The sequence below is a fragment of the Dyella sp. genome (genome assembly GCF_035503745.1).
Classification (GTDB): Bacteria; Pseudomonadota; Gammaproteobacteria; order Xanthomonadales; family Rhodanobacteraceae; genus Dyella_B.
The window spans coordinates 1-13202 of sequence record NZ_DATJTC010000044.1 but is presented as its reverse complement, the minus strand read 5'-3'; the positions used below and the strand labels follow the sequence as shown (position 1 = coordinate 13202).

General features: G+C 63.9%; 7 protein-coding genes and 1 pseudogene. 5 read left to right on the top strand and 3 right to left on the bottom strand.

What is annotated here, in order from left to right:
• The first annotated feature begins 2 nt into the window (after window positions 1-2).
• Complete coding sequence (locus VME63_RS17165; RefSeq protein ID WP_325434592.1) at window positions 3-1793, top strand: GGDEF domain-containing protein; 1791 nt, start codon at window positions 3-5, stop codon at window positions 1791-1793.
• 321 nt (window positions 1794-2114) lie between these two features.
• Complete coding sequence (locus tag VME63_RS17160) at window positions 2115-3707, top strand: hypothetical protein (RefSeq protein WP_325434591.1); 1593 nt, start codon at window positions 2115-2117, stop codon at window positions 3705-3707.
• Between the two features lie 235 nt (window positions 3708-3942).
• On the opposite strand, the gene VME63_RS17155 is transcribed toward VME63_RS17160, so the two are convergent.
• Window positions 3943-4422: a hypothetical protein gene (locus tag VME63_RS17155; protein WP_325434590.1), complete on the bottom strand. Its 480-nt coding sequence runs from the start codon at window positions 4420-4422 to the stop codon at window positions 3943-3945.
• A gap of 392 nt (window positions 4423-4814) precedes the next feature.
• On the opposite strand from VME63_RS17155, the gene VME63_RS17150 reads away from it, so the two are divergent.
• The 3 genes from VME63_RS17150 (at window position 4815) to tssA (ending at window position 8864) form a co-directional block, all read left to right on the top strand.
• Window positions 4815-6968 carry a diguanylate cyclase domain-containing protein gene (locus VME63_RS17150; RefSeq protein WP_325434588.1) on the top strand — a complete coding sequence of 718 codons (2154 nt, stop codon included), beginning with the start codon at window positions 4815-4817 and terminating at the stop codon, window positions 6966-6968.
• Window positions 6946-7692 (top strand): EAL domain-containing protein, encoded by a 747-nt coding sequence (locus VME63_RS17145; RefSeq protein WP_414648286.1) that lies wholly within the window; start codon window positions 6946-6948, stop codon window positions 7690-7692. The genes VME63_RS17150 and VME63_RS17145 overlap by 23 nt, the downstream gene beginning before the upstream one ends.
• A 119-nt stretch (window positions 7693-7811) precedes the next feature.
• Window positions 7812-8864, top strand: coding sequence for a type VI secretion system protein TssA (gene tssA, locus VME63_RS17140; protein ID WP_325434585.1), 1053 nt, complete (start codon window positions 7812-7814; stop codon window positions 8862-8864).
• Between the two features lie 34 nt (window positions 8865-8898).
• On the opposite strand, the gene VME63_RS17135 is transcribed toward tssA, so the two are convergent.
• A complete protein-coding gene (locus tag VME63_RS17135; protein ID WP_325434583.1) occupies window positions 8899-10017 on the bottom strand; it encodes a hypothetical protein in 1119 nt (372 codons plus the stop codon).
• A gap of 49 nt (window positions 10018-10066) precedes the next feature.
• Window positions 10067-13202: pseudogene (locus VME63_RS17130) on the bottom strand (S-layer family protein); the annotation flags it as partial.

The following is a 13202-nucleotide window of genomic DNA, read 5'->3' as shown; positions in this document are numbered from 1 at the left end:
GCATGTCCTGGTCACTCAATCGCCGCTGTTTGTGTCTCATGCTGACCGGCATGGTCATGATGGCGGCGTGGCGGCCAGGACATTGCGCAGCGACCGACCCCGTCCCGGCCATCGCCAACCCGACGGCATTCCTCGACCAGGCCGAGAGCCTGGAAAGAAAGGATCATCCCCGCTTCGTCCAGATGCTGGCGCAAATCCACCAGGCAGCGCCGGCCATGACGTCGTCCGACCAATGGCATTTACGTTATCTCGATGCATGGGAAACCATGTTCGAAGGCAACTACGCCAAATCCGAAGTGCAACTGCGCCAAGTGGTCGACCACAGCGGCGACGCCACGCTGGCATTCAGGGCATCGTCGCTGCTGTTGATGAATCTCTGGCTTACCCGGCACTACGAGGAAGCCTTTGCGCTGGCCAATCGATTGACCGCGCAACTGCCGCAAATCAAGGACCCGATGACGCGCTATGTGGCGCTGACGTACCTGTCGCAGATGTTGGATTTCGCCGGCCAGACCGACCTCGCCGTCAAGTATGCGCAGATGATGGAGGGTGCCATGCCGCGAGGAGAAAATCGCTGCCTGACCCTCAACCTGCAGGTTGCCGCGCGTTCCAACGGCAAGCGGCTGGTCTCGTCGGACCCCCAGATACAGGAGGCCATCGACGCCTGCACAGCCTCTCATCAATTCGTCGCCGTGGACAGCGTATGGCTGGTTTTGAGCAGCCTGTACCTGGATGAAAACCAGCCTGCCAAGGCAATAAGCCTGCTCGATCGGATCGACCCGAGCATCCGCGCCAGTCATTTTTTCTTTCACATGCTGTCATCGCAGGCCGAACGCGCGGAAGCCTACGCCAAGCTCGGCAACGACAGCGCCGCCAAGAATGCGGCGCTGGCAGCCATTGCCCTGAGCCATCCGGGACAGATCAGCGAATGGCTGATGGTGGCCTATCGGGTGCTTTACGACATCGAGAAAAAAGAAGGTCACCACGCCGCCGCGCTGGCGTACTACGAACAGTACGTCACGCAGGACAAGGATAACCTTGACGACGTCAGCGCCAGGACCATGGCCTATGAAGTGGCCAAGCAAGATGTCCTGCAGGAAAAGCTCGAAACTGAAACGCTAAGCAAGCAAAACAACATCCTGCGCCTGCAGCAGGCGCTGGACAAAAAGGCGGTCGAAGCGAGCCGGCTTTATATCGTGCTGCTGCTGCTTGCGCTGGTATCGATCATCTACTGGCTGTTGCGTATCAAGCGCTCGCAACTGCGCTTTAAACAGCTGTCCAGCCTGGACGGGCTTACCGGCATCCTCAACCATCAAAACTTCATGAGCGAAGCGGATCGAACTCTGCGCGGGCTGGAAAAAAAGCAGGGTTCGGCCTGCCTGGTCTATGTGGACCTGGACTACTTCAAGCAGGTGAACGATACGCATGGCCATGCAGTGGGCGATGCGGTGCTAAGGCGCACTGTGGCGATCTGCCGGCAGCACTTGCGTCCCACCGATCTCTTCGGCCGGCTGGGCGGCGAAGAGTTCGGCATCCTGTTGCTCGATTGCTCCAGCCACCAGGGCGCCGGCATCGCCGATCGCATCCGTGAGACCATCGAAGCCGCTTCGGTCGATGGCGATGGCTACGCCGTATCGTTCTCCGTCAGCGTGGGCCTGGCTTCCAGCAACCGCTGCGGCTACAACCTGCACTTGCTGTGCAAGGAAGCAGACGCCGCGCTCTACCGCGCCAAGCGCACAGGCCGCAACCGAGTCATCGCCGACAGCGAGAGCGGCAACCTGCTCCAGGCCTGAAAGTCACGGCATCACGCGCTGCAAGCCCCCCTGCGCCGGCCGGCCGTGCGCGGTGTGACGCACGCATGATTTTAGGGGCAGCCCCCGCCGTACTCCACGATCCGCCGAAAGAATCCGGGTCGTATAATCGAGGACAGTGGGCAATACATCTGCCACTACACAACGAATTCACGGCTTTCATTCAAAAATCGTAGGAATAGTCGATATACAAACGGTCAGCGTAGGGAACGAAAAAGCTTGAAAATCTCGGTCGCCAAAGGGGCACGGAGCATGGGGAAAGCTTGGGGGGCTCGTAGACGCGAATGGCTGTGGCAGGTCGTCGTGGCACTGGCCTATGCGCTGGCCTACTGCGCCATACGCCCGTTCTCGGATGCGCACTGGTCGCTGACCTCCGGCCTTCGGCTGGCATGCCTGTTGCTGATTCCCTATCGCTTCTGGCTGGCCCTCGCCGTGGGCGAAGCCGCGCCGCTTGCCTACTCGGTGTTCAAGTGTGTGGGACTGTACGGCGTGGTAACCGCCTCGATCTGGTCGATCCCGCCGATCGCCGTCGCCATGCCGGTGGTGTGGTTCTGCCGCCAGCGTCTGGGCCTGTTTCCCGCGCAGCGCGTGATCGACATGAAGGCGCTGCTGATCTGCGCGCTGGGCAGCTCCCTGCTATGGGCCGTGGTGACTTATGCGGGCTTCGTGACCGCCACCGATCCGCACATGCACGCCAGTCCCATCATGCTTGCCGGCGTGTTCGTCGGCAGCTATGTGGCGATTCTTACCATGGTTACCTGGCCGCTGTTCTTTCGGATTGCGCGCAACGGACGAAGCCTGCGCGAGATGGCCCTCGAAGCGGTGCACAGCACGCTTGCCTGGGACGCGCTGCTATATGCACTACCCGCCCTGCTGGCCATCGCCGTTGCCAGCGCCTGGATGGGCGCCGAAAGCGGCGCGATCCTGCAGATGTCGCTGTTCCTGCCTGTCGCATGGCTGACGTTGAAATACGGTTGGCGCGGCGCCGCCGTGACGGGGCCGATCGCGGTCGGCTGCGTCTGCGTGCTGACCCTCTCGGTGCCTGATCCGATCGTTATCCAAGCGCAGTTTTTCGTCGCCTTCGCGGTCACTTTCCTGTTTCTCATGGGCGCGCGCATTGCCTCGCAGATCCACGCCCAGGAACAGGAACGCCTTACCGTGGACAAGGCGCTCAGCGTGGTGCAACAGGTCTTGCACCAGGGCGAAGTGCGCCTGCGCCAAACCTCGGCGGCACTGGAAATGGTGGGCGGCAATGTGTCGCTGTCGCAAGGACGTGTCTTGCAAAAAGTGCAGCGCTTCCTGAGCCCGGATGAGAGGGCTGCGTTGAACAGGGAGGCAAGCACCACCAAACATCGCATCTACGGCCTGGCCGAATCGATGCACCCGGTGGCGTGGCGCGAACGCGGGCTGCCCGCGGCGCTGCGCGAAAGCATCGGCCGCATCCTCGACGAAGGCGGCATCGCCTACGAATGCATCATCCAGGGACGCGGGCTGTCGCAACTTGCGCCGCCCGTGCATCAGGCCATTTATCGCATCGTCTGCGAAAGCGTTGCGCAGGTTTGCACGCAAGCGGCAAGCGACCGTATCACGCTAACCCTGCGCGGCGGCGAAACGCAGGGACGCCGCTGGGCGGCAATCCGCGTAACCGGAACGGGCGGCGGACAAGCGGCGCGACAGTCGCCGCGCGGGCAATCAGGCGCCGATGTGGCCGCCAGGCTAGGGGCAGGAACCAGCACCCCATCTTCAATTGCGGCGCAGGCCGAATTGTTCGACGGACTGATGCATGCCAGGCGCGGCAAGCATGGCATGACCCTTTCGGTGATGCTCTACGACGCCCAACACCTCACGCTAGGCAAGCAGATGCAACCGCGCGCCGCGCAATTGTGGGTGCGCTGAGTTCATCGCGCGTTCCTGGGGCTTGGTTCACGTCGCACCACCGAGGCTTGTTCACGCTGTCGGCCGCAACCCGCAGGGCCGGGTCTGTTTGCCCGCCATCCGGCGTCATCGCTCAGTCGTGTACGGACGTACACGCCCTTCACGCTTCCTTGGCTGGCGAGCAAACAGCTCCCGGCGCGAGCCACGCCAATGGTGCAAACAGGCTCTAGTGTGAACAGGCCTGGCTCGAAGCATTTCAACTGCCCCGGCCGCCTCCACAGTTGTAGGTATCGCAGGTATCGGACGACGCCGTCGAAGCGGGAACCGCCGTGAACTGCGTGGTGCCATCGCTTTGCGGGGTGGCCGTCACGGTGGTCGTCGCATCGCTGTAGACCGTCACGGTGCTGCTGCTGGATGCCGAGGTATTGGTACTCGGCGTCGTGCTGACGTGTTGCGCATCCACGCCGACCGGCAGCACGATGGTCGTACCGCCTGCCGTGCCAATGGCCGCGTGCACGGTGCCGTTGAGATCGTTGACCTGCACGTACTTGATGCCGTTGAGCATGAACACATAGACGTGCCAGTTCGGATTCGCGCTCACATCGACGGCGTTCGGCCAGGACTGGCCCAGCCCCGACGCCGGCGCGGCGGTTTGCGCCGCGCTTGCGCCCGCAAAGCCTAAAGCGACCAAACCGGCCAACACGGCCAGACGCCAACTTCCGTGAAGACAAGACATGGGCTTCCCCTTTAATTGGTGGTAGCTGCCTACCGGAACATTGACGATAACAGGTGAAATGTCGATGAATTGATGAGGAATCGCGTGCCTGCGGCCACCGCCTGGCCGGTGTGCGCAGGGGGGCCAAGTGCCTGAAACGGGGTCGGTGCCGTCCGCGCCAGGTCGTCATCCGGAACAAAACGGCACGTCCCCGGTGCGCTCTGCTTGCACGCTTGGCGAGGGTCTGGCGGCACCGGCGCAAACCTCCCTTAAGGCCGCGCGGGCAAAGCCTCGTGCCGGCCCCGACAGATGGCAGAAGTCTTGCTTGCCTTCCGGATGTGTGATGCGACCCATGGCGGGCCGCCACCAACGGGGACCCGGGATCAGCAATGCTACTGAGGCGTATGCCAAGCATGGCCTGGCAGTTCGCGGGCCTGTTCGCCTTGAGCGGCGCGCTTGCGCTGTATTCAACGGCGCTGGCCCGGCTGACGCATTCGCCACCGTCCCTGTGGCTTGCCAACGGCGCCCTGCTCGGCTGGCTGATCCGCAGGCCGCTGGCGCAGACCTGGCCCCTGTTCATCGCCGGATTCCTCGGCTATGCGGCCGCCAAGGGGCTATTGGGCGACCCGCTGCCCACCATCGTGGGGCGGGGCCTGGGCAACGCGATGGAGACGCTAATGGTCACTTTGGCCATTAGGCGTCAGTTTCCGGTCATTCATGCCGAGACCTCGTTCCCGAAACTGGCCCGCACCGCGCTGGCCGCGGCCGTCGTGGCCTGCGCCCTCGCCTCGCTTGCCGTCACCCTGGTCTGGCATCTCCGGCCGGAACTGAGCTTATGGATCGACTGGAGCATGGTGTTCAGGGCGCATCTGCTGGGCATGATCATCGCCGGCTGCGCGTCGATCGTGGTGGCGATCAAGCAGGACAGCGAGCCGCTGTTCCATGGCAAGCGCGCCTCGTTGCTGTGGCATCTGCTGCTGCTTACGGCGGTCTGTGCCGCGGTATTCATGGTGCGTCGCTACCCGCTGCTGTTTTTGGTCTATCCGCCGCTGCTGCTGCTGATTTTCCGCCATCGCTTTGCCGGCATGATTTTCGGTATCGCCATCGTCGCCCTGATCACCACCGGCAGCGCGGCGCTGGATCTGGGACCGTTCGATCTGGTGCATGGCGTGACGCCGATACTGAAGGTCACCATGGCGCAGGTGTTCATTGCCGGCTACTGCCTGGTCGCCCTGCCGGTAGCGCTGGCGCTGGTCGAACAGGATCGCCTGCAGGTGCGCCTGCGCGAGAGCGAACTGCGCTATCGCATGCTGGCCGATAACAGCGGCGATCTTGTGATGCGTATCCGGCCCAACGGCGATCGCCGCTACGTGTCGCCCTCGGTGAAAGAGCTGCTGGGCTGGGAGGTCGAGGATTTCATGACGCCACGCCCGGACCTGATCCATCCCGACGACCGCGAGCGGATCGCCGAGGTAGTGACCGCGTTGCGCCGCGTCGGCGGCGCCACCACGGCCACTTACCGGCTGCAGCATCGCGCGGGCCACTATCTTTGGATCGAGGCGTTCGCGCGCATCGTCGACAGCCCCGATGGCGACGGCAGCACCGAAATCATCTACACCGGCCGCGACGTCACCCAGCGCGTGCAGATCCAGCAGGCGCTGATCGAAAGCCAGGCCCAGCTGAAGACGATCACCGACAACGTGCCGGCCGTGATCGCGCGCGTGGACATGTCCGAGCGCTATACCTATATCAACCGCTTCGTCGAACAGATATCGGGCGAACTGCCCTCCACCATGCTGGGCAAAACGGTGAAGGAAGTTCGCGGCGCGGCGCTCTACGAGCAGCTCAAGGAATATCTGGACCGCGCCTACGCAGGCGAGTCGGTATGGTTCGAATATGAAGCGACCTATCGCGGAAAACTGCTGCACTTTCAGACGCACTATGTCCCCGATACCGACGCCAAGGGCAAGGTTCGCGGTCTGTATGCGCTGACCACGGAAATCACCCACATCAAGAACGTGGAGCGCGAACTGCTGCGCCTGGCGCACCAGGATGCGCTGACGGGCCTAGCCAATCGCCGCTACTTCAATGAACAGGCGCAGCCGCTGCTGCGCAATGCCTGCCAGAACCGTGCGCCGGTGCTGCTGGTGTTGCTGGACGTGGACAACTTCAAGTCCATCAACGACACCCACGGCCACGCCGCCGGCGATCTGGTGCTGGCCGAAGTCGGACGCTGCCTGCAAGAAATCGTGCTCAAGGGAGCCGTGGTCGCGCGTATTGGCGGCGACGAATTCGTGGTGTTGTGCGATCACCTGCACGACCATGCCGCGGCCGAAGCCTTTGTGCACGAATTGTGGAAAGCCCTGCATATGGCGGTGATGATGGGACGCCATTGCATCGATGTGCATATGAGCATGGGCGCGGTGTTCTTCCATGGACCTGCGTCGCAGGATGTATTGATGAAGCTCGCCGACGAGGCCCTGTACCTCGCCAAGGAAGCCGGACGCAATACGTACCGGTTGGTTGCCAAACAGCTATTTGTCGGTGAGAAACATGGAAACCTGTGACCTGCGCGACGAAGAAAAATCCTTCGAGCGAGCCATTACCATGGCTTTCCAGCCGATCGTGGACTTGAGCTGCCAGACCACCTTCGCACATGAAGCGCTGGTGCGCGGCCAAGATGGCGCGTCCGCCAGCGACGTGCTTTCCGGTGTCGAGCTGGACCATCGACTCGCCTTCGACCAGCTCTGCCGGACGACCGCGCTCGAATGGGCGGGCCGGCTCAAACCCCCTGCACTGCTGTCGATCAATTTCATGCCCAACGCCATCTACGACGCCTATCACGGCCTGATGGCGACGGTGGCCACCGCCAAACGCGTCGGCATGCCCCTGGCGCGCATCATCTTCGAAGTGAACGAACAGGAGGCCGTCGCCGATTTCGAGCGGCTGGTGAGCGCGCTCAGGGCCTATCGCGCGCAAGGCATTCTTACCGCCATCGACGACTTCGGTGCGGCCTATTCGGGCCTGAACCTGCTGGCCGATTTTCAGCCGGACCTGCTGAAGCTGGATTTGGCGCTGATCAAGGGCATTTCGCTGGACCGGGCACGCCGCGCGATCATCCGCCACACCGTGCGCATGTGCGAAGAGCTCAACATCCAAGTGATTGCCGAGGGGGTCGAGACGGCGGACGATTCACTGACCTTGCGCGACCTGGGCATCCATCTGCAACAGGGCTACCTGTTCGGCAAGCCGGAGCTTGAGGCCCTGCCCCTGCCGCGTTTCGAAGGTTGATCGCCGCGCACTGAGCGCCCTCCGGCGCGGTCCGCGCCGTGATTGCGCCAGTGCCCACGTTACGCACGGCCGGCGCCCTGCGCTATGATCCCGGTCAGCTCAGGACTACGGCAGACGCTATGACCAGCTACGCACTGGAGTCGTTGTTGTCCCCCCTCGATGGGGAATCGCCCACCGGGCAAAACCTCGAATACGACGCTGAGTTCCTGGCGCTGGAGCGCTTGGCCTCACCCAAGTCCGAGCGCGCCATGGGCGACAGCGTGAAAGCCGCCGAAGAACCCGATTGGGACAGGGTATCCAGCCAGGCCGAATCGCTGCTGGGCCGCTCCAAGGATTTGCGAATAGCCGTCCATTTGATCAAGGCCTGGATGCGCACTACCGGCATGCCCGGTTTCGCGGCCGGCTTGCGGCTGCTCAAGGGGTTGTTGGAAAACTTCTGGGACGGCGTGCACCCGCAACTGGATGCCGAGGACGACAACGATCCCACCGCCCGCGTAAATGCGATATCGGCGGTCACCGACTTGCAAGGCATGCTGGGCTTTTTCCGTAACACGCCATTCGTGCAGTCGCCTCGGCTCGGCCGCTTCAGCCTGCGCGACCTGCGCATCGCCAACGGCACGTTGAAGGTCGCCGGCAGCGAACAGGAAGAGGTGCCCGAGCAGGCCAGCATGAGCCAGATCGAAGCCTGCTGCATGGACTGCCCCGAAGAGCAACTGACCGATACGGTCGCCGCGATCGGCGCTGCGCTGGACGACCTCAAGGCCATCGACGCGATTTTCAGCGAGCACATCGGCACGGCCGGCCCGGACCTCAAGCCCCTGCTCAGCGATATCTTCGAAGTGAAGAAATTTCTGGAGCCGCAACTGGCCAGGCGTTCGCCGCAGGCTGCAGGTGGCGATACCGATGCCGAAGGCGCCGGCGAAGCCGGTGAAGCCTCCTCGAGCGGCGGCAAGGCCAATCACACCGGCCGCATCGAGGGACCGCAGGACGTCATCCGCCGCATCGACGACATCTGCGAGTACTACGCGCGCTGCGAACCGTCGAGTCCGATTCCGCTGTTGCTGCGTCGCGCACAGCGCCTGGTCGGCTTGAGCTTTGTCGACCTGATGAAAGATCTCGCCCCGGGCGGCGTGAGCGAGCTGCAGGTCATTTCCGGCTCGACCGACGAATAAGCCGCATCGGTCGAAGACCCCCCACGCACCGGCGTCAATAAACGCCCTTGCAGATGTTCGCCGTGGAGCGCACGAACACCGTGCGCGTGGATGGGCTCCAGCTCATTGCCAGGCCGGCCGGCAGCCCTACCGTGATGTCCGCGTCCGCACTCTGCTCGAACGGCCCCACCGATACGCTGTTGCCGCCGCCGAAGGCGACCTTGGCGCTGATCGCATAACGGGAGGGATTGGCGCAGGCGCCCGCCTCCACCTGGCGCGACGCCGTGCCGCCGTAGGCCGTGATGTCCGGCAGGGTGCCGGAGCCGGCCGGCACGCTCTGGCCGTTGCACGTCGCTATCAGGGTATAGCTCACCGACACGCGCAGCGGTGGCGCCACCTGCACCACCGCCTGCGCCTGCGGCTGCTCTGTGCACCCGCGCAAGAAAACCTTGTGCTTGGGCACTACGTGCAGCACGTACGCACCGCTGGCAGTCCCCGTGCCAGCGGGCAGCTTCAGTTCGATACGCGTGGGCAATACGCCCGTCACGATCGGCTGGGGATCGATCGGGTGGCCCTGTGCATCCGTGGCGGTGACCTGTGGATCGGCGCATTGCGCATCCGAAAGATCCGTGCCGACCAGCGCCAGCGCCACCGGCGCCGAGCCCGGATGCAGCGCAAACAACGGGCGATGATCGATGGTTTCTACGCCGCTGACGACCGGCGTGGCCTTGGATGAACCGAATGCGGCAGCGAGGCGGTCGATGGTGGCGGCCAGTCCCGCCGCCATGGCTTTCGCATCGTCGCCGGGACAACCCTTGACGGTGTCGAGGTAGGCACGCGTTCGTTGTATCGCCGCATCCGCGCGCAGGACCGCTACACGCGAGCTGTCGTCGATGATTTCCACCGGCTGGCTGCTCTTGTTGCCGAGCGATTTGCGCAGCGCCGCCTCCATCTGTCCCAAGCGCTCGCTCGCCGAGGCAAGACGATCGTCGTGCACGCTGGCGGCTCGCGCCGCCAGATCCTGCTTGGCCGTTTCAAGCCTGGCCATGACCGCATCGCCGGTAAGCCGCGGCGCGATCTGCGCGTGCGCGTGATACGCCGCCACCGCGACCAGCAACCCGCACAACACACCCCTGCTGTATTTGGCACCACGCATCGAAACCGTCCCGTTCATTCATGCAGCCCCTCCCCTGCGTGCAGGGGAGGGGAAGGAGCCTTCGCGCTCAATCGTCCGGGCAATCGTTGCCCTGCCCCGACTGGCAGCTTTGCTGATCGGGCGGCAACAGGATACCGGACGGCACGATGCCGAACGAACGATAGTTCGCCGAAATCACGCTCGCATCGATGTATGAATCCAGATGGTTGTTCGCGTTCTGCGCGCGGCTGGAGAACACCGAGGTCGGTACGTTCACGCTATCGCCCACGATCGACAGGATGTTGCCCGACGCATCTACCGCGTAGAAGTAGGCCGGCGGATCGCCCACCAACGGCACGTACTGCGTGGTGGTGCCGGTTACGTAGATGGGGTTGGCCTCGGTGCCGATCGCTCCGGTGGAGGACCACGTGCCCGTGCCGTCATACAGCCAGGTCTTGTCCGACTGCAGCAGGCTGCCATTGGTGATCGTGAACGAGACCGGCGAGGTACCGGCATTTACCGTGTAGCTGCTGCCGTTGAGCGAACTCAAGGTCAGCGTTTGGTTGTCGGCGAAGCTGAAGCCGGCAGTCGAGCGGAAATCGCCTAGCGTGCCGACCTGGTTGGTGCCATCCAGCGTGGTGCCCCCGCCGGCACTGCCGGTCAGCGTCGAGGCATTGAGCGAGCCGCCCGTGCCTTCGCTCAACATGCCCGCCGCGTTGAGCGTGGTAGCGGTGCCGCTGGTGCTGCCATTGATGCTGATGCCGCCACTGCTGGTGGTCAGCGCGAGAAGGCTGCCGCCCTTCACCGGGCCGGCGACGGTCAGGGCCTGCGCATCGTTCAGGCTGAAACCGTTGGCGCTGAAGCTGCCCAGCGTGTCGACCTGATTGAAGCCGGTAAGCGTGGTCGCGCCGCTGGAACTGCCCGTCAGCGTACCGGCGGTCACGCCATCGGCACCTTCACTGATTGAACCGGCCGACTGCAACGCTACCGTGGTGCCGATGACGGCACCGGCGATGTTGATGTTGCCGGCATGGGTGAGGAGCGTCGTATTGCCATTGCCGTTGACCGTGCCCGACACATTCAGCGACTGGCCGTCGGTGAAACTGAAACCGTTCGCGCTGAAGTTGCTCAATGTGGCGACCTGGTTGCTGCCGTTGAGCGTAGTGGCGCCGGCCGAATTGCCCGAGAGCGTGCTGGCAGCGATGCTGCCCGATCCTTCGCTGATGGTGCCGGCCGAATTGAGCGAGGTCGATGTGCCGATCACCGCGCCATTAAGGGTGAGATTGCCGCTGCTGGTAGTCAGGGCGGCGCTGGCGCCGCCATTGACCGTACCGTTCACCACCAGCGCCTGGCCGTTGATCAGGCTGAAATTGCCGGCGTTGAAGTTGCCCAACGTGCCGATCTGGTTGCCCGAACCATTCAAAGTGGCCGCACCGCCCGCGCTGCCGGTGAGCGTGCTGGCGACGATGCCGCCGGCACTGCCTTCATTCATCGCGCCGGCGGCGTTCAGCGTCGTGCTGGTGCCTTGCACGCTGCTATTGATGGTGAGGTTGCCATTGGCCGTGGTCAGTGCGACGTTGCCCTGACCGTTGATCGTGCCCGATACGGTCAAGGCCTGGCTATCGTTCAAGCTGAAGCCGTCTGCGCTGAAACTGCCGAGCGTGCCGATCGCGTTGGCGCCGTTGAGCGTGGTCGCGCCGGACGACGAACCGGTCAGTGTCCCCGCGGCCATGCTGCCGCCGCTGCCTTCGCTGATCGCGCCATGCGCGGTCACCAGCGAAAGCGTGCCGCTCGCGCTGATGCTGTTGTTGGCGGTGATGCCGTCCAGGCCGGTCAGCGAGACATCGCCGCCGCTGATCGCGCCGCCCGTGGTGAGTGTGCCGCCGTTCGAAGCCAGCGCGACGCTGCCACTGCCAGCGCTGATGCCGAGCACCGTCAGCGTGCCGCCCGCGGTCAGCGCAACGCTGCCGTTGTTGTTGTCGGTCAGCGAGGCGATGCTCAGGTTGCCCGCGTTGGTGATGCCGACACCCGTACCGGTCGCCGTGATCGCGCCGGTAAACGCATTGCCGCCGTTGGTCAGCGCGATCGCACCGCTGCCGCTGTTGAGATTGCCGGTACCGGAGACCGACAAGGCACCGCTTTGACTGACCGTGCCGCCGTTGCTGGTCGCCGCGAGATTGCCCGCCACGGTACCGCTGCCCAGGTTGAGGTTGCCGGTACTGATGGCGGTGAGGCTGCCAGTGTCGACCGAGCCCAGCGTAAGCGCCGTGCCGTTGGTGATCTGCGCCGTGGTGCCGGTCAATGACACCGCGCCGCCGAAGGCGTTACTTGACGTCAGCGTAATGGCGCTGGTGCCCGCATCGATATTGCTGGTGCCGCTTACCGATAACGCGCCACTCTGGCTGATGGCACCGTCATGGCTGTCGGCGACCAAGTTGCCGCCCACCGAACCACTGCCCAGATTCAACGTACCGGTGCTATCGACCGTCAGCGCGCCGGTATGCAGCGCGCCCAGCACCAATGCACTGCCCTGGCTGATCTGGGTGGTGCCGCCGGTCAACGCCACCGCGCCGCTGAAGTCGTTGCCCCCATGGGTCAATGTGATGGCATTGCTGCCCGCGTTGAAGCTGCTGCTGCCGGTGACGGTAAAGGCGCCGGTCTGCGTGATCGCGCCGCCCGTGGTGGTAACCGACAGGCCGCCGCTGCCGATGTCCAGCGTGCCGGCGGTAAAGGTGCTGCTGTTACTGGTGAGGCCGGTGAGCGTGGCGGTGCCGCCCAGCGTCGCCGTGCCACCGGTTTGGATGCCAAGCGCGTAGCTGCCATCGATGGTGGAAACCAGATCGATCGCACCGCTGCCCGTGCTTTGCAGCGTGGCATTGGCGTTCAGGGTCACCGCATCGTTATAGGTCTGCCCGCCGCCGGTGGTGACGTTGCCGTTGATGAAAATGCCGCTGCCACCTGTCGCATTCAATGCACCGCCAATGCCGATCGTCGGCACCGTCAGCGCGGCGTTGACGTAATTGAGGGTGAGGTTGCCGGTGATGCTGCTGGGCAAAGTCAGCGTGCCGGGGGTGGCGTCGGTATTGGTCAGCGACAGATTGTTGATTTGCGCACCCGAGCCGGCGGCGAAGGTGACGCTGCTGCCGAAATCGTTGTTGCCGCTCAGGGTAATGTCTTGTCCGGCGCCGGCCGTGGTGTCGTTTTGCGTGAAGCTGGCCGCGCCG

Coding starts and splice junctions, on each gene's coding strand:
- VME63_RS17155 (WP_325434590.1), bottom strand. CDS start 4,422: ATGTCTTGTCTTCACGGAAGTTGGCGTCTGGCCGTGTTGGCCGGTTTG.
- VME63_RS17150 (WP_325434588.1), top strand. CDS start 4,815: ATGGCCTGGCAGTTCGCGGGCCTGTTCGCCTTGAGCGGCGCGCTTGCG.
- VME63_RS17165 (WP_325434592.1), top strand. CDS start 3: ATGTCCTGGTCACTCAATCGCCGCTGTTTGTGTCTCATGCTGACCGGC.
- tssA (WP_325434585.1), top strand. CDS start 7,812: ATGACCAGCTACGCACTGGAGTCGTTGTTGTCCCCCCTCGATGGGGAA.
- VME63_RS17135 (WP_325434583.1), bottom strand. CDS start 10,017: ATGAACGGGACGGTTTCGATGCGTGGTGCCAAATACAGCAGGGGTGTG.